Origin of the sequence: Pseudomonas sp. W4I3 (assembly GCF_030816195.1) — a bacterium.
In the GTDB taxonomy this organism is placed as follows: domain Bacteria; phylum Pseudomonadota; class Gammaproteobacteria; order Pseudomonadales; family Pseudomonadaceae; genus Aquipseudomonas.
In genome coordinates this window covers 2,336,387-2,357,816 of sequence record NZ_JAUSXS010000001.1, presented here as the reverse complement: position 1 = coordinate 2,357,816, position 21,430 = coordinate 2,336,387, and the positions used below count along the sequence as shown (strand labels likewise).

Annotated in this window: 16 protein-coding genes and 2 pseudogenes; 6 read left to right on the top strand and 12 right to left on the bottom strand. The window is 61.5% G+C overall.

Features of this window, described 5'->3' with window-relative positions; all coding sequences use genetic code 11:
• Window positions 1-18: 18 nt before the first annotated feature.
• From hisC to mtnA, 5 genes and pseudogenes are all read right to left on the bottom strand, one after another.
• A complete protein-coding gene (gene hisC, locus QF045_RS10850) occupies window positions 19-1,131 on the bottom strand; it encodes a histidinol-phosphate transaminase (protein ID WP_306492187.1) in 1,113 nt (370 codons plus the stop codon).
• Window positions 1,132-1,140: 9 nt separating this feature from the next.
• A complete protein-coding gene (pheA, locus tag QF045_RS10845; RefSeq protein WP_306492186.1) occupies window positions 1,141-2,235 on the bottom strand; it encodes a prephenate dehydratase in 1,095 nt (364 codons plus the stop codon).
• Window positions 2,235-3,320 carry a 3-phosphoserine/phosphohydroxythreonine transaminase gene (gene serC / locus QF045_RS10840; protein ID WP_306494879.1) on the bottom strand — a complete coding sequence of 362 codons (1,086 nt, stop codon included), beginning with the start codon at window positions 3,318-3,320 and terminating at the stop codon, window positions 2,235-2,237. The genes pheA and serC overlap by 1 nt, the downstream gene beginning before the upstream one ends.
• Window positions 3,321-3,531: 211 nt before the next feature.
• The gene (gene gyrA, locus QF045_RS10835; protein WP_306492185.1) at window positions 3,532-6,186 is read right to left on the bottom strand and encodes a DNA gyrase subunit A; all 2,655 of its coding nucleotides are present in this window, start codon (window positions 6,184-6,186) and stop codon (window positions 3,532-3,534) included.
• 424 nt (window positions 6,187-6,610) lie between these two features.
• Window positions 6,611-7,682, bottom strand: a pseudogene (gene mtnA, locus QF045_RS10830) (S-methyl-5-thioribose-1-phosphate isomerase).
• Window positions 7,683-7,791: 109 nt separating this feature from the next.
• Here mtnA and QF045_RS10825 point away from each other — a divergent pair.
• The 4 genes and pseudogenes from QF045_RS10825 to QF045_RS10810 all read left to right on the top strand — a co-directional run bounded on the left by QF045_RS10825 (window position 7,792) and on the right by QF045_RS10810 (window position 11,489).
• Window positions 7,792-9,123: a TRZ/ATZ family hydrolase gene (locus QF045_RS10825; protein ID WP_306492184.1), complete on the top strand. Its 1,332-nt coding sequence runs from the start codon at window positions 7,792-7,794 to the stop codon at window positions 9,121-9,123.
• Between the two features lie 64 nt (window positions 9,124-9,187).
• Window positions 9,188-9,887 (top strand): annotated as a pseudogene (gene ubiG, locus QF045_RS10820) (bifunctional 2-polyprenyl-6-hydroxyphenol methylase/3-demethylubiquinol 3-O-methyltransferase UbiG).
• 4 nt (window positions 9,888-9,891) lie between these two features.
• The gene (gene mupP / locus QF045_RS10815) at window positions 9,892-10,563 is read left to right on the top strand and encodes an N-acetylmuramic acid 6-phosphate phosphatase MupP (protein WP_306492183.1); all 672 of its coding nucleotides are present in this window, start codon (window positions 9,892-9,894) and stop codon (window positions 10,561-10,563) included.
• A gap of 185 nt (window positions 10,564-10,748) precedes the next feature.
• Entirely contained in the window at window positions 10,749-11,489 is a 741-nt protein-coding gene (locus QF045_RS10810) for a YciK family oxidoreductase (RefSeq protein WP_306492182.1), read from the top strand.
• Between the two features lie 138 nt (window positions 11,490-11,627).
• On the opposite strand, the gene QF045_RS10805 is transcribed toward QF045_RS10810, so the two are convergent.
• The 6 genes from QF045_RS10805 to QF045_RS10780 are packed head-to-tail and all read right to left on the bottom strand — an operon-like array spanning window position 11,628 to window position 17,785.
• Entirely contained in the window at window positions 11,628-13,142 is a 1,515-nt protein-coding gene (locus tag QF045_RS10805; RefSeq protein ID WP_306492181.1) for an ABC transporter substrate-binding protein, read from the bottom strand.
• Window positions 13,124-14,143, bottom strand: a complete 1,020-nt coding sequence (locus QF045_RS10800; RefSeq protein WP_306492180.1) for an ABC transporter ATP-binding protein — start codon at window positions 14,141-14,143, stop codon at window positions 13,124-13,126. The genes QF045_RS10805 and QF045_RS10800 overlap by 19 nt, the downstream gene beginning before the upstream one ends.
• On the bottom strand, window positions 14,140-15,096 hold the full coding sequence (locus QF045_RS10795) for an ABC transporter ATP-binding protein (protein WP_306492179.1): 957 nt from the start codon (window positions 15,094-15,096) through the stop codon (window positions 14,140-14,142). Before QF045_RS10795 ends, QF045_RS10800 begins: the two co-directional genes overlap by 4 nt.
• Window positions 15,093-15,950, bottom strand: coding sequence for an ABC transporter permease (locus QF045_RS10790; protein ID WP_306492178.1), 858 nt, complete (start codon window positions 15,948-15,950; stop codon window positions 15,093-15,095). Before QF045_RS10790 ends, QF045_RS10795 begins: the two co-directional genes overlap by 4 nt.
• Window positions 15,947-16,894, bottom strand: a complete 948-nt coding sequence (locus QF045_RS10785; protein ID WP_306492177.1) for an ABC transporter permease — start codon at window positions 16,892-16,894, stop codon at window positions 15,947-15,949. Before QF045_RS10785 ends, QF045_RS10790 begins: the two co-directional genes overlap by 4 nt.
• Window positions 16,895-16,897: 3 nt before the next feature.
• Window positions 16,898-17,785, bottom strand: coding sequence for a proline iminopeptidase-family hydrolase (locus QF045_RS10780; protein WP_306492176.1), 888 nt, complete (start codon window positions 17,783-17,785; stop codon window positions 16,898-16,900).
• Window positions 17,786-17,968: 183 nt separating this feature from the next.
• Here QF045_RS10780 and QF045_RS10775 point away from each other — a divergent pair, with 183 nt between their 5' ends.
• Both QF045_RS10775 and QF045_RS10770 read left to right on the top strand, forming a co-directional pair.
• Window positions 17,969-18,733 carry a LuxR family transcriptional regulator gene (locus QF045_RS10775; protein ID WP_306492175.1) on the top strand — a complete coding sequence of 255 codons (765 nt, stop codon included), beginning with the start codon at window positions 17,969-17,971 and terminating at the stop codon, window positions 18,731-18,733.
• Between the two features lie 93 nt (window positions 18,734-18,826).
• Window positions 18,827-19,759 (top strand): proline iminopeptidase-family hydrolase, encoded by a 933-nt coding sequence (locus QF045_RS10770; protein WP_306492174.1) that lies wholly within the window; start codon window positions 18,827-18,829, stop codon window positions 19,757-19,759.
• 167 nt (window positions 19,760-19,926) lie between these two features.
• Here the strand turns inward: QF045_RS10770 and QF045_RS10765 are convergent, their stop codons facing one another.
• Window positions 19,927-21,429, bottom strand: a complete 1,503-nt coding sequence (locus QF045_RS10765; protein WP_306492173.1) for a nucleobase:cation symporter-2 family protein — start codon at window positions 21,427-21,429, stop codon at window positions 19,927-19,929.
• Between the last annotated feature and the right edge of the window lies 1 nt (window position 21,430).

Below are 21,430 nucleotides of genomic sequence, written 5' to 3'. Positions count from 1 at the left end.
GGTTGCAATGCAGTGACATCAACCACGAGCCAGAACCTTGGCCAACGCCTCCAGGAAGCGGCTGTTCTCAGCCGGCAGGCCGATGGTGACACGCAGGTGATTCGGCATGCCGTAATTGGCCACCGGGCGCACGATCACGCCTTCGCGCAGCAAGCCCTGAAACACCGGTGCAGCTTCCTGTCCAAGGTCGACACAGATGAAGTTGCCCTTCGATGCAATCCAATCCAGGCCCAGCTCGCGAAAGCCTTCCTGCAACTGCTGCATGCCGCTTTCGTTGAGGCGACGGCTTTCTGCCAGGTAGTCGGCATCCTTCAGCGCCGCGCAGGCCGCCGCCAGGGCGAGACTGTTGACGTTGAACGGCTGGCGCACGCGGTTCAGCACATCGGCGACTATCGCCGTGGATAAGCCGTAGCCCACCCGCAGCGACGCCAGGCCGTAGGCCTTCGAAAACGTGCGTGACACCAGCAGGTTCGGGTAGGCCGCCAGGAAGTCCAGGCCATCGGGCAGGTCGCCGCCTTCGGCGTACTCGATGTAGGCCTCGTCCAGCACCACCAGCACGTGCTCGGGCACGGCTTGCAGGAAGTCGTCCAGCGCCCGCGCGTCGAACCAGGTGCCGGTGGGGTTGTTCGGGTTGGCGATGAACACCACGCGCGTCTGGGCGTCGATGGCCGCCAGCATCGCCGGCAGGTCATGGCCCCAGTCTTTTGCCGGGATAACGCGGGCATCAGCGCCTACGGCCTGGGTGACGATCGGGTAGACCGCAAATGCGTGCTCACTGAACACAGCATTCAGGCCCGGCGCCAGATAGGCACGACCGACCAGCTCAAGGATGTCGTTGGAGCCGTTGCCCAGGGTTACCTGGCTCAGCTCCACCCGGCATTTTTGCGCCAGCAGCGACTTGAGGGCGAAGCCATTGCCATCAGGATAACGCGTCAATTCAGCGAGCTCTTCGCGAATCGCCGCCAGCACCTTGGGACTTGGGCCCAGCGGGTTTTCGTTGCTGGCCAGCTTGATGATTTTTGCCGGGTCCAGATTCAACTCGCGCGCCAACTCGTCCACAGGCTTGCCCGGAACGTAAGGCGACAGTTGTTGCACGCCCGGCTGCGCCAGGGCGAGGAAGTTGCCACTCATGTTAAAGCCTCACAAAACCGCTTTCGGGTAAGAGCCCAGCACCTTGAGTGCCACGGCCTCCTGGCTGATTTTCTCCAGCACACCTTTAATCAGTGGGTCGCGGTGATGCCCGACAAAGTCGATAAAGAACACGTAGGTCCATTTACCGCTGCGCGAAGGACGCGTCTCGATGCGCGTCAGGTCGATTCCGTTGTCATGGAACGGCACCAGCAGTTCATGCAGCGCACCGGGCTTGTTGCTCATGGACACGATGATCGACGTCTTGTCGTCGCCAGTGGGCGGCACTTCCTGGCTGCCGATCATCAAAAAGCGCGTGGAGTTGTCCGGACGGTCCTCGATTTTCTCGGCCAGGCGCGTCAGGCCGTACAGGCCCGCCGCCATATCACCGGCAATCGCCGCCGAGTTCCACTCGCCCTTGACCCGCTTGGCCGCTTCGGCATTGCTGGAGACCGCCACGCGCTCGACATTCGGGTAATGCGCATCCAGCCACTTGCGGCACTGGGCCAGGGACTGGGCGTGGGAATAGATCCGGCTGATGCTGTCGGTCTTGGTGTTCTCGCCCACCAGCAGGTGGTGGTGGATGCGCAGTTCGACTTCGCCACAGATGACCATGTCGTGTTCGAGGAAGCTGTCCAGCGTATGGTTGACCGCACCCTCGGTGGAATTTTCCACCGGCACCACGCCAAAATTCACCGCACCGGCCGCCACTTCGCGGAACACTTCGTCGATGGCCGCCATCGGCTTGCTGATCACGGCGTGGCCAAAATGCTTCATGGCCGCCGCTTGGGTGAAGGTGCCTTCCGGGCCGAGGTAAGCCACTTTCAGCGGCTGCTCGAGGGCCAGGCACGAGGACATGATTTCACGGAACAACCGCGCCATCTCTTCGTTGCCCAGCGGGCCCTTGTTGCGTTCCATCACACGCTTAAGCACCTGGGCTTCACGCTCGGGCCGGTAGAACACCGGCACCTCGCCTTCCGCCAGGGACGCCATCTTCACCCGCGCCACTTCCTGGGCGCAGCGTGCGCGCTCACTGATCAGCTCCAGAACTTTCTCGTCCAGGCTGTCGATGCGTACACGCAGGGCCTTGAGTTCTTGCTCAGACATTAGCCGTGTTCCTTTTCGAACTCTGCCATGTAGGCAACCAGCGCGTTGATCGCGTGGATGTCGACAGCGTTATAGATGGAGGCGCGCATGCCGCCGACCGAACGGTGGCCCTTGAGGTTCAGCAGGCCACGCTCGTCGGCGCCGGCCAGGAAGGGTTTGTCCAGGCGGTCGTCAGCCAGGCGGAACGGCACGTTCATCCACGAGCGGTCGCTGAGGTTGATCGGGTTGCTGTACAGGCCGCTGGCGTCGATGAAGTCATACAGCGTGCGTTTTTTAACTTCGTTGAGCTTGCCCATGGCAGCCACGCCGCCCTGCTCCTTGAGCCATTCGAACACCAGGCCCGACAGGTACCAGGCGAACGCCGGCGGGGTGTTGTACATCGAGCCATTATCAGCCGCGACCTTGTAGTTGAGCATGGTCGGGCACACCGAACGGGCACGGCCCAGCAGGTCTTCGCGGATGATGTTGACCAAAATGCCGCTCGGGCCGATGTTTTTCTGCGCACCGGCGTAGATCATGCCGTATTTGGACACATCGATCGGGCGCGAGAGGATGTCCGAAGACATGTCGCACACCAGCGGCACGTCGCCGACTTGCGGCACCCAATCGAATTGCAGGCCACCGATGGTTTCGTTGGCGACGTAGTGCACGTAAGCCGCGTCCTTCGACAACTTCCATTCGTTCTGACCGGGAATGGCGAAGTAGTCATAAGGCTTGGCGGTGCCCGCCACGTTGACATGGCCGTAGCGGGAGGCTTCTTCAATGGCCTTCTGACCCCAGATACCGGTATCGATATAGTCCGCCGTGCCGCCTTCCGGCAGCAGATTCAACGGGATCTGGGCGAACTGCTGGCTCGCGCCGCCCTGCAGGAACAGCACTTTGTAGTTGGAAGGGATGCCCAGCAAGTCGCGCAGGTCCTGCTCGGCCTTGGTGGCGATGGACACGAACTCATCGCTGCGATGGCTCATTTCCATCACGGAGAGGCCTTTTCCATGCCAGTCGAGGAGTTCAGTCTGCGCGCGCTGCAGGACTGCTTCAGGAAGCGCCGCGGGACCGGCACAGAAGTTATAGGCTCTCTTGCTCACATCCAATCTCTCTGATCTGGTGGGACTGAAATCAAACACTGTAGGAGCGAGCTTGCTCGCGAAAAACCCGAGAGCACAAGGGCGTATCAGGTAGCCCGCGTTATCGTTGGCGATTTTCGCGAGCAAGCTCGCTCCTACAGGGGCGGCGTTGTTATTTCCAAGGGGACAAACAACAAGGGGGCGAATCTTCATCCGCCCCCTGTGTGCCCGCTTATTCCTGCGGTTCTTCTTCGTCTGCGGCAGCATCGAGGGTTGGCTCGTCGACGTTGTCATCGCCGGTTGCGATCACCTCGCCGTCAAATTCCTCGCCTTCGAGCTCTTCACCTTCGACTTCCGAAGGCTCCTGCACACGCTCCAGGCCGACCAGTTTTTCGTCCTTGGCCAGCTTGATCAAGGTCACGCCCTGGGTATTACGGCCCAGGCTCGACACTTCTGCCACACGAGTACGTACCAGTGTGCCCTGGTCGGAAATCAGCATGATTTCCTCGCCGTCGAGCACCTGCACCGCGCCGACCAGACGGCCGTTGCGGTCGTTGCTGACCATGGCGATCACGCCCTGGCCGCCACGCTTGTACTCCGGGAACTCGCTGATGGCGGTACGCTTGCCGTAGCCACGCTCGGAAGCGGTGAGGATCTGGCTGCCTTCTTCCGGGATCAGCATGGAAATCAGCTTCTGCCCTTCTGGCAGGCGCATGCCACGTACACCGCGGGCAGTACGGCCCATGGCGCGAACGTCGGATTCCTTGAAGCGCGTGACCTTGCCGCCGTCGGAGAAGAGCATCACTTCGCGCTCGCCGTCGGTAATGGCTGCCGAAATCAGCACGTCGCCTTCATCCAGCTCCAGGGCGATCAGGCCCACGCTGCGTTGACGGCTGAAGGATTCCAGCGGGGTCTTCTTCACGGTGCCTTTGGCGGTGGCCATGAAGATGAAGTGACCTTCGGTGTATTCCTCGACCGGCAGCATGGTGGTGATGTATTCATCACTGTCCAGCGGCAGCAGGTTGACCAGTGGGCGACCACGGGCAGCACGGGAGGCTTCAGGGATTTCGTAGGTCTTCAGCCAGTACACTTTGCCCTTGCTGGAGAACAGCAGCAGCGTGGTGTGGCTGTTGGCGACCAGCAGGTGAGCGATGTAGTCCTCATCCTTCACGCCGGTAGCCGATTTGCCTTTGCCGCCACGACGCTGGGCCTGGTAGGCCGCCAATGGCTGGGTCTTGGCATAGCCACCGTGGGAAATGGTCACTACGCGCTCTTCTTCCGGGATCATGTCACCCAGGGTCAGGTCGAGGCGTGCATCGAGGATTTCGGTGCGACGCACGTCGCCGTATTCGGCGCGGATCACTTCGAGTTCTTCGCGGATCACTTCCATCAGGCGCACGGCGCTGTTGAGGATGCGGATCAACTCGCCGATCTGGTTGAGGATCTCCTGGTACTCGGCCAGCAGTTTCTCGTGTTCCAGGCCGGTGAGGCGGTGCAGGCGCAGTTCCAGGATGGCCTGGGCCTGTTCCGGCGACAGGAAGTACTTGCCTTCGCGCAGACCGTATTGCGGGTCCAGGGTCTCCGGACGGCACGAGTCGGCGCCGGCACGTTCAACCATGGCCACCACGGCGCTGGATTCCCAAGGCGTGCTGATCAGCGCTTCCTTGGCTTCCGACGGGGTTGGCGAGGCTTTGATCAGGGCGATCACCGGGTCGATGTTCGACAGCGCAACCGCCTGGCCTTCCAGGATATGGCCGCGCTCGCGGGCCTTGCGCAGCTCGAACACGGTGCGGCGGGTGACCACTTCGCGACGGTGACGCACGAAGGCTTCCAGCAGATCCTTGAGGTTCAGGATACGTGGGCGGCCGTCGATCAGCGCGACAACGTTGATACCAAACACGCTTTGCAGCTGGGTCTGGGCGTAGAGGTTGTTGAGGATTACCTCAGGCACTTCGCCACGACGCAGCTCGATCACCACGCGCATGCCGTCTTTGTCGGACTCGTCGCGCAGCTCGGTGATGCCTTCGAGCTTCTTCTCTTTGACCAGCTCGGCGATCTTTTCGATCAGACGCGCCTTGTTCAACTGGTACGGGAGTTCGGTGATGACGATCTGCTGGCGGCCACCGACCTTGTCGATGTCTTCGATCATCGAGCGGGCGCGCATGTAAATGCGGCCACGGCCGGTGCGGTAGGCTTCGATGATACCGGCGCGACCGTTGATGATCGCAGCGGTCGGGAAGTCCGGGCCGGGGATGTATTGCATCAGCTCATCGACAGTCAGCTCAGGGTTGTCGATGAGGGCCAGGCAACCGTCGATGACTTCACCGAGGTTGTGCGGCGGGATGTTGGTCGCCATGCCAACGGCGATACCGCTGGAACCGTTGACCAGCAGGTTGGGGATTCGGGTAGGCATGACAGCCGGGATCATTTCGGTGCCGTCGTAGTTCGGCACCCAGTCCACGGTTTCTTTATGCAGGTCGGCCAGCAGCTCGTGCGCCAGCTTGGTCATGCGCACTTCGGTGTATCGCATGGCCGCGGCGTTGTCGCCGTCGACCGAACCGAAGTTGCCCTGGCCGTCTACCAGCAGGTAGCGCAGGGAGAATGGCTGGGCCATCCGAACGATGGTGTCGTACACCGCGGTGTCGCCGTGAGGGTGATACTTACCGATCACGTCACCGACAACACGGGCAGATTTCTTGTACGGCTTGTTCCAGTCGTTACCCAGCTCGCTCATCGCGAACAGCACACGCCGGTGCACGGGCTTCAAGCCATCGCGCGCATCAGGCAGTGCCCGACCGACAATTACGCTCATCGCGTAGTCGAGGTAGGACTGTTTCAGCTCGTCTTCGATATTGACCGGGAGGATTTCTTTGGCCAGTTCGCCCATGAGAAGCCTGATTCCTTTTTCGGGTGAAACCTCGTCACATCCATATGGGACGAACGAAGCTCGCCGCTGCCGGCACGGTGCCTGACAACGACTTACGACAAATCAACGAGTTATGACACGGATCTGCACGTTATGGACAACCCCTCGGGGCGGTCCTGGAAACCGCCGGATGTTATCACAATCGCCGCCACGCACCTATCCCCCTGATGCGCATGGAGGCTAGTAATTTGATGAATGACAGGCTTGAGGGGGACGAGAGAGGCTCAGAGGTGGGGTGGTGCTATTTTTTGAGGGTAAATCTGGAAGATTTATTGACTTCAAGGGCCAATCGGGAGCAAGCCCCCTCCCACACGTTGAATGTGGTCACAAATCAACTGTGGGAGGGGGCTTGCTCCCGATAGCTATTTAACAGACACCACAACCCTCAATGCAGCCGCTTACGGCACATCAACCTGGCCAGCTTGGCCGCATCCGGCCGCTCCACCACGCCTTTCTCGGTAACGATCACATCAATCAGGTCGGCCGGGGTGACATCGAAAACCGGATTGAAGGCCTGCGCCTCCAACTGCTGACCATTAACCTCCAGCAACTCACCCACATCACGCTCTTCCAGGGCGACATCATCGCCAGTGGCCATCATCAGATCGAGGGTCGAACTCGACGCCACCACCATAAAGCGTACGCCGTGATGCATCGCGCACACCGCCAACTGATACGTACCGATCTTGCTGATCACGTCGCCATTGGCCGCGATGCAGTCAGCGCCCACTATCACCCAGGTCACGCCTTTGGTCTTGAGGATATGCGCTCCGGCGGAGTCGGCATTCACCGTCACCGGGATACCCTCGCCCGCCAGTTCCCACGCCGTCAGGCGCGAGCCTTGCAGCCAGGGACGGGTTTCGTTGGCATAGACCTGCTCGACCAGCCCTTCCAGAAACGCCGCGCGAATCACCCCGAGGGCCGTGCCGACACCACCCGTGGCCAATGCACCGGCGTTGCCATGCGTGAGGATCGCCTGGGCATTGCCTTGATGCTTGCGAATCCGCTCCATGCCCAACTGGGCCATGACGACGTTGGCTTCGCGGTCACTTTCGTGGATGGCGATGGCTTCTGCTTCCAGCACCGCCAACGGATCGGCGTGCGGCTTCAGACGGTCGAGGCGGTTCGCGCATGCACTTGAGCGCCCAGAACAGGTTCGCGGCAGTGGGACGGCTATCGGCCAGCAATGCGTAGTCTTCTTCCCACGCCGCTTGCCAGTCGCCGCCTTCAGCCATGCGCTCGCGGGCAGCCAACACCAGGCCATAGGCGGCGCTGATGCCGATGGCTGACGCGCCGCGCACCACCATCGAGCGAATGGCGGCAGCCACCTCGCCTGCGGTCGAGCAGACCACCCAGCTTTCCCGAGACGGCAGCGCGCGCTGATCGAGCAGGTGCAGCACGCCATCACGCCACTCGATGGCCTTCACCTTCTCTGCAGCCAACAGTCGATCGCGCATCCCTTACCCCGTACTCATGAACAAAAGCCGCCGATTATAGCGATCCGCCAGCCAGGACGCTCGGGTATACTTCGCCCTTCTTTTATAGCTGCCCAGGAAGAAGCCTGCGATGACGCCCACTGCCGCCCCGCTCGACTTATTGCTCCTGCCGACCTGGCTGGTCCCCGTCGAACCCGCTGGCGTAGTGCTTAAAGAGCATGGCCTGGGTATCCGCGACGGCTGCATCGTGTTTATCGGGCCACGGGCGGCGGCGCTCAAACTGGAAGCCAGCGAAGTGCGCGAGCTGCCCGGCATGTTGCTCAGCCCAGGCCTGATCAACGCCCACGGGCATGCGGCGATGAGCCTGTTTCGGGGCCTGGCCGATGACCTGCCGCTGATGACCTGGCTGGAAAAACACATCTGGCCCGCCGAGGCCAAGTGGGTCGATGAAGCGTTCGTGCGCGACGGCACCGATCTGGCCATTGCCGAGCAGCTCAAGGGCGGCATCACCTGCTTTTCCGACATGTATTTCTACCCCAAGGTCGCCAGCGATTGCGTGCATAAAAGCGGCATGCGCGCGCAGATCGCCATTCCGATCCTCGACTTCCCGATTCCCGGCGCCAGCAGCGCCGATGAGGCGATTCGTCAGGGCATCGAGTTGTTCGGCGACCTCAAGCATCATCCCCGCATCAAGATCACCTTCGGCCCCCACGCGCCTTACACCGTGAACGATGACAACCTGGAAAAGATCCGGATCATCGCCGAAGAGCTGGACGCTGCAATTCATATGCACGTACACGAAACCGCCTTCGAAGTGCAGCAAGCCGTGGAACAGACCGGCGAGCGGCCATTGGCCCGCCTCGGTCGCCTTGGCTTGCTGGGGCCGCGCTTCCAGGCCGTTCATATGACCCAAATCAGCGAGGATGACCTGGCTTTGCTGGTAGAAAGCAACACCAGCGTCATTCATTGCCCGGAATCGAACCTGAAACTGGCCAGCGGCTTTTGCCCGGTGGAGCGCTTGTGGCAGGCTGGCGTCAATGTGGCCATCGGCACCGACGGCGCCGCCAGCAACAATGACCTGGACCTGCTCGGCGAAACCCGCACGGCGGCGATGCTGGCCAAGGCGGTCGCAGGTTCGGCGACTGCACTGGATGCCCACCGCGCACTGCGCATGGCGACGCTCAACGGGGCCAGGGCCATGGGCCTGGAACACCAGATTGGCTCACTGGAAGTGGGTAAAGCTGCGGACATCGTGGCGTTTGATCTTTCCGGCCTGGCGCAACAACCGATCTACGATCCGGTCTCACAACTTATCTATGCCACCGGACGTGACTGCGTGAAACACCTGTGGGTCGCCGGCAAGCAACTGCTCGACGACCGACAATTGACCCGCATGGACGAACCCCAGTTGACCGCCACGGCCATTGCCTGGGGCCAACGCATCAGCGGGCACAGCGAATAACGCCGCGGCTGAACCGGTGCGTTCAGCCGCGACAAACCGACTTATCAGATTCAGAGGATTCACCATGAGCAACGTCGACCACGCCGAAATCGCCAAATTCGAAGCCCTGGCCCACCGCTGGTGGGACCGTGAAAGCGAGTTCAAGCCCCTGCACGACATCAACCCGCTGCGGGTCAACTGGATTGATGAACGCGTCAACCTGGCCGGCAAAAAGGTCCTGGATGTGGGGTTGCGGCGGCGGCATCCTCAGCGAAGCCATGGCCCTGCGCGGCGCCACCGTGATGGGCATCGACATGGGCGAAGCGCCGCTGGCCGTGGCCCAGCTGCACCAGCTGGAATCCGGCGTGAGCGTCGAATACCGCCAGATCACCGCCGAAGCCCTGGCCGAGGAAATGCCCGAGCAATTCGACGTGGTCACCTGCCTGGAAATGCTCGAGCACGTGCCGGACCCGTCCTCGGTGATTCGCGCTTGCTTTCGCATGGTCAAGCCAGGCGGCCAGGTGTTCTTCTCCACCATCAACCGCAATCCCAAGGCTTACCTGTTCGCGATCATCGGCGCCGAATACATCATGAAGCTGCTGCCGCGTGGCACCCACGACTTCAAGAAATTCATCCGCCCCTCCGAGCTGGGTGCCTGGAGCCGTCAGGCCGGCCTCACCGTCAAAGACATCATCGGCCTGACCTACAACCCGCTGACCAAGCACTACAAGCTGGCCAACGATGTTGACGTCAACTACATGATCCAGACCCTGCGCGAGGAGTAAGCCTGTGAAGTTGCGAGCGGTTCTCTTCGATATGGACGGTACCCTGCTGGACACCGCGCCGGACTTTATCGCCATCTGCCAGGCCATGCGCGCCGACCGCGGCCTGGCACCGGTCAACCCGCAGCACATTCGCGACGAAATCTCCGGTGGCGCGCGCGCGATGGTTGCCGTGACCTTTTCGATGGACCCGGAGTCGCCAGGCTTTGAGGAACTGCGCCAGGAGTTCCTCGAGCGCTACCTCAAGGACTGCGCGGTCCACAGCAAGCTGTTCGACGGCATGGCCGAACTGTTGGAAGACATCGAGAAAGCCAAGCTGATCTGGGGCGTGGTCACCAACAAGCCGGTGCGCTTTGCCGAGCCGATCATGCAGCGACTGGGCCTGGCCGAGCGCTCGGCCGTGCTGATCTGCCCGGACCACGTGAAAAACAGCAAGCCGGACCCGGAACCGATGCTCCTGGCGTGCAAGATGCTCGACCTGGACCCGGCCAGCGTGCTTTTCGTGGGCGATGACCTGCGTGACATCGAGTCCGGTCGCGATGCCGGTACGCGCACGGCGGCGGTGACCTACGGCTACATTCACCCGGACGACAATCCTCGTCACTGGGGCGCGGATGTGGTGGTGGACCATCCGCTGGAACTGCGCAAGGTGCTGGACAACGCACTGTGCAGTTGCTGATCGCTCACCGATCCCGCTGACCGATGAAAATCCAAAATGTGGGAGGGGGCTTGCTCCCGATAGCAGTGGGCCAGTCAATACATACAGTGACTGACCCTCAGCTATCGGGAGCAAGCCCCCTCCCACATTTGGATTTGTGTACTGTTTGGGTTTTAGCCACATACTGAATTTTGTCGAGGCTATTTATGTTTGATTACGCTGCACCTTCAGAACTGCTCAAAGGCCGCATCATTTTGGTAACAGGCGCCGGCCGTGGGATCGGCGCGGCAGCGGCGAAAACCTTCGCCGCCCACGGCGCCACCGTGCTGTTGCTGGGCAAGACCGAAGCCAACCTGGCCCAGGTGTATGACGAAATCGAAGCCGCCGGCCACCCGCAACCGGTAGTCATCCCGTTCAACCTGGAGACCGCCCTGCCCCATCAATACGATGAGTTGGCGGCGATGATCGAAAAGGCGTTCGGCCACCTCGACGGCCTGCTGCACAACGCCTCGATCATCGGCCCGCGTACGCCTATCGAACAGTTGTCCGGCGAAAATTTCATGCGGGTGATGCACGTCAACGTCAACGCGATGTTCATGCTGACCAGCACCTTGCTGCCGCTGCTCAAGCTGTCTCAGGATGCGTCGGTGGTGTTCACGTCCAGCAGCGTCGGGCGCAAAGGCCGTGCCTACTGGGGCGCCTATGGGGTGTCCAAATTCGCCACCGAAGGCTTGATGCAAACCCTGGCCGATGAACTGGAAGATGTGGCCGCAGTGCGTGCCAACAGCATCAACCCGGGCGGTACCCGCACCAGCATGCGGGCCCAGGCGTACCCAGGGGAAAACCCAATGGAGCGGCCGGCACCGGAAGAGATCATGCCGGTGTACCTGTACCTGATGGGGCCGGACAGTGCGGGCATCAATGGGCAGGCATTTGACGCGCAATAACCCCTGACACAACCTAAATCAAAATGTGGGAGGGGGCTTGCTCCCGATTGCGATGGGTCAGTCACAGATACAGTGACTGACCCACCGCTATCGGGAGCAAGCCCCCTCCCACGTTGGTATTGCAGCGTTCTGCGAAAGTTAGTTCTTCACCACTTCCTCTAGGGTGAAGCGACCCAGCGGGTTCTGCAGGAAGTTGCTGACATTCTTGCGTGAGATGTTGATGTACGGGCTGTAATACAGGTCGATCCAGTTCACGTCCTGTTTCGCCAGTTTCTGCAATTCCACATACATCTGCTCACGCTTGGCCGGGTCGGCCTCGATGCGGGCTTGGGCCACCAGCGCTTTGACCTTGTCGTTCTTGTAGCGGGTCATGTAGTTCTGGTTGGTGTCGTGGCCCAGCACGAAGGTGGTCTTCTGGTCCGGGTCGAGGATGTCGTTGGTCCAGTACATCACCGAAATATCGTACTCACCGTCCACCAGCATCTGCCAGCTCTGGGTTGGGTCAACCTTTTGCAGGTTGGCGGTGACGCCGACCTTGGCCAGTTGATCCTTGATGATCACTGCAATCTGCTCGTCGGCTTCATTGCCGGCGTTGACCACGTAGTTGAGCTTCAAATCCTTGGCACCGGCCTGCTCCAGCAGTTTTTTCGCGGCAGTCGGGTCATACGGGCGCTGCAGGTTGTTGGCGTAGTGGTAGAGCGAGCCCTTTGGAATGTAGGAATAAGCCACGGTGCCTTGACCGTAAGTGGCTGTCTTCACCAACGATTGCTTGTCGATGGCCATGTCCAGCGCTTCGCGCACCTCAGGCTTGGCCAACAGGCCGTGAGCGTGGTTGATCAGCAGGTGATCTTCACGGGTGGACGGGTCGGCATGGATCACCACGTTCTGATCTTTCTTCAGTTCCTCGACACGGGAGAAAGGTACAAAGATCGCCGTGTCCAACTCGTTGTTCTGCACCATGCGCATGCGGGTGTTGTCGTCGGTGACCGACACCCATTCCACGCCATCCAGGCTGACGTTCTTGGCCTGCCAGAAGTTCGGGTTCTTCTTCAGGATCACGCGGTCGCCCTTGCGCCATTCGTCCACGGTGAACGCGCCGGAGGTCACCGGGTTTTCCGAGTAGGCGTCTTCGCCCATGGACGTCATGGCTTTTTCCGACAGGATCGACACCGTTGGCGACGCCAATTGCGAGAGAAACGCCACCGCCGGGGTTTTCAGGGTGACCACCAGCGTCTTCGCATCGCTGGCCTTGGCGGTGTCGATCAGGCTGAACGGGTCACTCCACAGCGACGCCTTGTTATCGCGGATGCGCAACAGGCTGAACGCCGCATCGCTGGCGGTGATCGGCGAACCGTCGGAAAATTTCGCCTCGCGCAGCTTGAAGGTGTAGGTCAGGCCGTCCTTGGAAATTTCCCAACTCTCGGCCAGACCCGGTTCCATCTTGGTGCCCAGGTTGTCCACGCGCACCAGGGTGTCGTAGACGTTGGCGAACACCCAGGTGTCGCGGTTCTGCGCGCTTTTGATCGGGTCAAAGGTGGTGCTGTCCTCTCGGCAGCCGATGGTCAGCACACCGGCGGCCTGGGCCAGGCCGGCAGTGAGGGACCATGCGGTCAGCGTGGCGGCGGCGAGCAACTTCAGATGGCGCGATTGCATGTCATAACTCCTTGTTCATGATGGGCAGGAAGGGTCAACGGTTGTTCAAGCACGCAACTGTATCGATGCTCGTGCAATGAATGTGTGGGCGGCAACACCTCGGAGCACATGGCTTGGGCATACTGGCAGCGTGGGTGAAACGCGCACCCGCTGGGCAAATTCAGTGGGCTGGGCGGCTCGCCGGGCAGCGGCTGCGCAGGTAACGGACGATGCGGGTCGATCTGCGGAATCGCCTGGATCAACGCCGCCGTATACGGATGACGCGGTGCGGTGAACACCGCCTCCACCGGCCCTTCCTCGACGATGCTGCCCAGGTACATCACCGCCACGCGGTCGCACAGGCGGCGCACGATGGCCAGGTCATGGGCAATAAACAGGATGGCCAGGTTCATGCGCTGTTGCAGTTCCAGCAGCAGGTTGATGATCTGGCCCTGGATCGACACATCCAACGCGGCCACGCACTCGTCGGCGACGATCAAGCGCGGCTCCACCGCCAGCGCTCGGGCAATCCCCACGCGCTGGCACTGACCGCCGCTGAGGGAGCCCGGCTTGCGCGAGGCGAATTCAGGCCGCAGGCCAACCAGCTCGAGCAGCTCATCGACACGGGCGCGGATATGTTGCGGCGCGACCTTGCGCTGCACGCGCAACACTTCGGCCAGGGTTTCGCCGACAGTGTGACGTGGGTTCAGGGCCGCATACGGGTCCTGGAAAATCATCGCGGTTTCCTGGCGCAACCGCGCAATATCAATGGCGCTGCCCTGAGCCATGTCGACACCATCAAACAACACCTGCCCGGCGCTGATCGGGTTCAGGTGCAAAATCGCCCGGCCCAAGGTGCTTTTACCGCTGCCGGACTCGCCCACCAGCCCAAGGGTTTCCCCCGCCGCCAGGTTCAGCGAAACCCCGTTCACCGCCCTCACCCACTGCTTGGTCAACCCGAACAGGCCACTGCCGGACGCCGCAAAGCGCACCTCCAGGTCCTTGATCTGCAACAGGCTCATGGGCGCCCTCCGAGGGGATAGTGGCAGGCAACCCGCGCGCCTTCGGGCAACAGCTCGCTACACAGGGGGCCGGCCTGCGGGCAGCGGGGGTTGAAGCGGCAACCGTCAGGCAATGCGTCGAGCAGCGGTGGCTGGCCTGGGATCGTGCGCAGCAAGGCATGCCCGCTGCTATGGGCCGGCTGACAGTCGATCAGGCCGGCGGTGTACGGATGCTGCGGATGGGCCAGCAGTTCGTATTTGCTGCCGTGTTCGCACAGGCGCCCGGCATACATCACCGCGATGGAGTCGCAGCTTTGCGCGACTACGCCGAGGTCGTGGGTGATCATGATGATCGCCAGGCCACGCCGGTCGCGAAGGTCGAGCAACAGCCGCAGGATTTGCGCCTGCACCGTCACATCCAGGGCCGTGGTGGGTTCGTCAGCGATCAGCACCTTCGGGTTGCATCCCAGCGCCACGGCAATCATCGCGCGCTGGCGCATGCCGCCGGAAAACTCATGGGGGTAGTTGTCGACTCGCGTCTGCGGGTCAGGAATACCCACTTGGCGCAGCACGTCGATGGCCTGCCGGCGCGCGTCTTTTTTCGAGGCGCCTTGATGCAGGCGGATGCCCTCGGCGATTTGCTCGCCGATACGCATCAAGGGGTCCAGGTGGCTGCTGGGGTTCTGGAAAATCATGCCCAATTGCCCGCCACGAACGGCGCGCATGCCGGCTTCATCCAGGCGCAACAGGTCCTGGCCGGCCAGTTCTACCCCGCCGCCTTGCACGCGCAGGTTGGGCGATGGCAGCAGGCGCATCAGACCGCGACAGGCCATGGTCTTGCCCGAACCGCTTTCGCCGACCAAGCCCAGGATTTCGCCTTCGGCCAGGTCAAAGGACACGCGGTCGACCAGGCTCAGCTCGCGCCCGGCGTTATCGGCGATCACGCTGAGGTTGCGCACGTGCAGCAAGCTCATGACCGATCCCCCAACACTTGGGCCACACCGTCGGCCAGCAGGCTGAAGCCCATGGCCAGCGTCACGATGGCCAACCCTGGGAACGTGCATATCCACCAGGCGGTGGTGATAAAGGCCTGGCCTTCGGCGACCATCGTTCCCCATTCGGCGGTGGGCGGTTGCACGCCCAGGCCCAGGTAGCTCACGGCGGCACCGTTGAGCAGCACCAGCACCGCGTCGGACATGGAAAACACAATCGAGCCAAACAGCGCATTGGGCAGCAAATGCCGGAACAGAATGCGCCCATGGCCAAACCCCAGGCTCTTGGCGGCCAGGGCAAAATCGCTTTCCTTGAGCACCAGGATCTGCGAGCGGATCAACCGCGCATACGACACCCAGCCCACCAGCGCCATGGCGATGTAAAAGCTCTGCAGCCCCGGCCCGAGAATGGCCATGATCGCCAGCATCAGCACCAAAAATGGAAACGCCAGGACCACATCGATCACGCGCATGCACACCGTGTCGAAGCGCCCGCCGATATAGCCGGACACCGCACCGACAAAGGTGCCGATCATGAACGGGAAGATCACCCCGACAATTGCCAGTTGCAGGTCGATGCGCGCGCCCCAGATCACACGCGAAAGAATGTCGCGACCGTAGTTATCCGTGCCGAACGGGTGTGCAGCACCAGGGGCCAGCAGGCTCATGTCGGTGTTCTGCGCAATCGGGTCGTACGGCGCGATCCACGGCGCGAACAGCGCCAGGGTCAACCACGCGAGCAGTATCAACAGGCCCCACGCGGCCGTCAGCCGACCATTGCGAAACCCGAAGCGCAGGTTCAGACGCCAGGGGCTCATCACGAGGCGACTGTTCATTGCATCTTCACCCGTGGGTCGAGGGCCACCGTCGCTACGTCGGCGACGAAGTTGACCACCACCGTCGCGCAGGCCAGCACCATCGCCACGCCCTGCACCACCATGTAGTCGCGGGTAAAAATGCCGCGCACCAGCAACTGGCCGATGCCGGGAATAGCGAACAGGCTTTCGATGACCACCGTGCCGCTGATCAGCCAGCCGATATTGACGGCCAGCAGGTTGACCGCCGGCACCAGCGAGTTGGGCAGCACATGACGGCGGAACACGGCGGTTTCAGACAGCCCCCGCGCCCGTGCCGCGGTGACATGGTCTGCCTGCAGTTCCACCAGCATGCTGGCGCGCAGGTTACGCACCAGCACCGCCGACAGCGCCAGCGCAATGGTCAGGCACGGCAGCACCATGTGGTGAGCCTTGTCCAGCCAGGTGCGACCATAGCCAGACACCGGAAACAGGCCCCATTGCACGCTCAGCAACAAAATCAGCATCAGGCCCAGCCAGAACGCCGGCATGCCCAGGCCGACCGTGGTGAACACCCGGATCAGGTTGTCTGTCCAGCCGCCTTTATTGCGCGCCGCCAGGGTCGCCAGCGGCACCGCGATCAGCAGCGCCAGCACCACGCTGCCCAACACCAGCACCAGGGTCGGCTCGACGCGGGTGGCGATCAGCTTGAGGGCGTCGACCTTGTACAGCAGCGATTGGCCGAGGTCGCCCTTGAGCAGGTTCTTCAGGAAGTAGAAGTACTGCAGCCACAACGGCTCATCGAGGCCGTACTGGGCGCGGATTTTCAGCAACGCGTCCGGCGTGCTGCGCGAGCCCAGCAGCGCACGCGCCGGATCGCCCGGTATCGAGCGCACCAGCACGAAGGTGATCAAACTGATGCCCAGCAGCACCGGTAACAATTGCAGGGGCCGGGACAGCACAAAACGGTAGCGCGCCAGGTTCATCCGTCAGCCTCGGTGGCGGGCGAGAAAGTCCAGCAGCACCGGGAAATACGCCTGGGGTTCTTCGTAGAACGGCATATGGCTGCTGTTGGGAAACACGTGCAATTCGGCGTGCCGGGCCGCCATCTTCATGCGCATGGCGCAGGCGGGCGTGAGTTCATCGTGCTGGCCGGTGGTGATCAGCATCGGCATGCTGAAATCGGCCATTTCGGCAATGCGGTTCCAGTCCTTGAGATTGCCGACGTACAGGAATTCGTTGGGGCCTTGCATGGTTTGGTAGGGCCCCATGTTCCAGTCGCCGAGGGAGCGTTTGACCGGTTCCGGCCATTCATCCAGGCGGCACACGTGGCGATAGTTGAGCAAGGTGATGGCGGCCTGGTACTGCGGATGGTCGAGGGTACCCATGGCTTCATGACGCTGCATCATGGCCACGGTTTCGCTGCCGAGGGCGCCGCGCAGGCGCTCCAGTTCCTGGGACAGGTGGGGAATATCGCCAACGGTGTTTTCCAGGATCAGGCTTTTCAGGCGGTCGGGGTAATGGATGGCGTACTCGATGCCCAGCCAACCGCCCCAGGAATGCCCGAGCAGGTGCACACGGCCCAGGTCCAGGGCTTGGCGAACGGTTTCGACTTCTTCGACATAACGGCGGATTTCCCACAGGGAAACGTCGTCCGGTCTGGCTGATGCGCCGGTGCCAAGCTGGTCGAATGCAACCACTCGCAGGTTATGGTCTTTGAGCCAGCCATGGGCGTCGCGCAAGTAATCACACGGCAGACCCGGGCCGCCGTTGAGGCACAGCAACACCTCATCGCCTTCGCCAAAGCTATAGACCACGAGGTTGTGGCCGTCGACTTGCACGTTGTACTGCTGGTCGGGGGCAATTTCACGCCACATGCATACATTCCTTGTGTTGTATCGGCCTGGCAGGTAGTGGCCGTTTATCACGTCAACACTACCGAGGATGCCGCGCGTCCATAACCTAGCGTTTCTTATAGGTTTGGCCTGGCAGTCCTTCGCCGGGGCGTGGCATTCTACTTGCAGCAAGTCGAGATTCAAATGAATTCGGGAGCAGAACGGATGCTGGCCAAGCTAACTGCCTTCAATAATCGTCTGATGCCGGGCAGGAGCCTGGACGAGCAGATGGACAATACGTTTATCCTCGCCCAGCAGCTGGGCTTCGATGCGCTGGTGTACGACTACACGCCGGTGCCCATCGACCTTAATGGTGCGCTGATCACGCCCTCGGTGCTGCAACTGCGCAACACGCCGACCGACTGGCACGCCTTGTGGTGCAGCGAAGGGTTTTACCAGATCGACCCGGTGCAACACCTGGCCCTGAGCAGCGTGTCGCCCTTCGTCTGGTCTTACGAGGCCAAGGCCGAGACGGCGCTGCAGAAGATTATCGATCCCTGCCATGCCCCCGTTTCTTCCTACCTGCACGAACAGCAGCTGACCTGCGGTGTCAGCGTACCGATCCACCTGCCCCGCGGCGGCTTCGCCTCGTTGACCGGCCTGCGCACCGGCAAGGCGAGCACGGTATTAAAGGATGCGCAGCAGACGTTGTCGGACTTCAGCGTGATCAGCCATGCATTGCAGGAGGCGGCTTATCCCTTGTTCAACAAAGCGTTGCGCACCTACCCGCATATTCATCTGACCAAACGCGAACGCGAGTGCCTGAAATGGGCCGCCGACGGCCTGACTGCGGCCGAGATCGCCACGCAATTGAGCCGTTCGCTGGCGGTGGTCACCCTGCACCTGGCCTCCGCCATGCACAAATTGAGTGCAAAAAACCGCGTGCAGGCGGTGGTACGGGCCACGCACTACCGGTTACTGGACGATTGATCCTTCAGCAAAACCTAGCTGTTTTGCTAGTTACCTAAACGTTGCGTGCAGACTATCGTAGCCCTGATCCTTTTTTTCAACGCAGGGTACGAAATGGAATTCATCGACAAAGTCCGCGAAGGCTACGCGCCCTTCGGCGCCTATCAGACCTGGTACCGCATCACGGGCGACCTGAGCACGGGCCGCACACCGCTGGTGATCCTCCATGGCGGCCCTGGCTGCACCCACGATTACGTCGACGCATTCAAGGATGTGGCCGCCAGCGGCCATGCGGTCATTCATTACGACCAGTTGGGCAACGGTCGCTCTACGCACTTGCCAGAAAAACCTTCTTCGTTCTGGACCATCGGCCTGTTCCTCGACGAATTGAACAACCTGCTCGACCACCTGCAAATCAGCGACAACTACGCGATCCTCGGGCAATCCTGGGGCGGCATGCTCGGCAGCGAGCATGCCATCTTGCAGCCCAAGGGCCTGCGCGCCTTTATCCCGGCCAATTCACCAACGTGCATGCGCACCTGGGTCAGCGAGGCCAATCGGCTGCGCCAGTTGTTGCCAGAAGGCGTGCATGAAACGTTGCTCAAGCATGAAGCCACCGGCAACTACCAGGATCCGGAATACCAGGCCGCCTCGCGGATTTTCTACGATCAGCACGTATGCCGGGTCAACCCGTGGCCGGAAGAAGTGGCGCGCACCTTTGCCCAGGTCGACGCCGACCCGACCGTGTACCACGCCATGAGCGGCCCGACTGAGTTCCATGTGATCGGCAGCTTGAAGGATTGGAACGTGATGGGTCGCCTGTCGGCCATCCAGGTGCCGACCCTGGTGATCTCCGGTCGTCATGACGAAGCCACGCCGCTGGTGGTCAAGCCGTTCCTGGATGAAATCGCGGATGTGCGCTGGGCGCTGTTTGAAGACTCCAGCCACATGCCCCATGTGGAAGAACGCCAGGCGTGCATGGGGACCGTGGTGAAGTTTCTGGATGAGGTGTGTTCAATGCAGCACACAGCCCTCAGAGCTGGCTGAACTCCAATCTGGGAGGGGGCTTGCCTTAGGGCTTTTTGTAGGAGCGAGCTTGCTCGCGAAAAACTCACAGGCACTGCGTTCATTTAGAAAGCACGCGTTACCGTTGACGTTTTTCGCGAGCAAGCTCGCTCCTACAGACTGGCATCAGGCCTTACTTCCTCCCACATTCAAACCTCAGTGGTCTCGGGCTTTGCGGCTTTCTTAACGGTATCCGCCACCAGCGGAATCTCCTTGCCCTCGGCATCGAACAACTTCCCGCCTCGGTAGTAATCGCCATCGCGCAGCGCCGCCACGTCACGGAAGCACAAACTGCGCTCGGTGCCCGCCACGAACACTGACTGCTGGTCCGAGTTACCGGCGGTGAAATGGTTGAACGTCAGGTTCAGCAAGATCGCCATGATCGCCGACGAGCTGATACCCGAATGGAAAATGGTCGCGAACCAGCTGGGAAACTGGTCGTAGAAGCTGGGTGCGGCGATGGGAATCATGCCGAAGCCGATGCTCGTGGCCACGATGATCAGGTTCATGTTGTTGCGGTAATCCACCTTGGACAGCGTGCGAATACCGCTGGCCGCCACCGTGCCGAACAGCACAATGCCAGCACCGCCAAGCACCGACGTGGGCACTGCGGCAATCACCCGACCCATGAACGGCAGCAGGCCAAGCACCACCAGGAACACTCCGCCGGTTGCCACCACAAACCGGCTCTTCACGCCGGTAACCGCCACCAGGCCGACGTTCTGGGCGAAGGCACTTTGCGTGAATGAGCCAAAGATCGGCGCAAACATACTCGACAGCATGTCAGCGCGCAGGCCATTGCCGAGGCGTTTGGAGTCGACTTTGGTGTCGATGATCTCGCCCACCGCCAGGATGTCCGCCGAGGTTTCCACCAGCGTGACCATCACCACGATGCACATGGAAATGATCGCCGCCACGTGAAAGGTCGGCATGCCGAAATGGAAAGGCGTGGGAAAACCGAACATGGCCCCCTGGGTGACGGCAGAGAAGTCGGCCATGCCCAGGAACACCGCGATCACCGTGCCGATCACCATCGCGAGCAAGATCGACAAGCGCGAAATGGCTGCACTGCCGATTTTGCTCAGCAGCAGCACCAGCACCAACGTCAGCGCCGCCAGGCCGATATTTGGCATGCTGCCGAAATCCGCCGCGCGACTGTTGCCGCCCATGGCCCAGCGCGCCGCCACGGGCATCAGGGTCAGGCCAATGGTGGTAATCACGATGCCTGTCACCAACGGCGGGAAGAATTTGGTGATGCGCGAGAACACCGGGGTAATCAATAAACCAATGAACGAGGCGGCCATCACCGCGCCGAGAATCGCCGGCACGCCCCCTGCCCCGTCGCTGCCAACGATCGCCACCATCGTCGCCACACCGGCAAATGACACACCTTGTACCAGCGGCAACTGACAACCGAAGAACGGCAAACCCAGAGTTTGCAACAACGTGGCCAGGCCGCCGGCAAACAACGATGCGGCGATCAGCAGGCCGATATCCGCTGGCGACAACCCGGCCGCTTGGCCGACGATCAACGGTACGGCAACGATGCCGCCGTACATGGTGAGCACATGCTGCAGGCCGTAAGCCATGTTGGCGGCGACGCCGAGATTTTCATCTTCGGGCCGCTGCGGTGACGCCTTCGGGATAGTCATG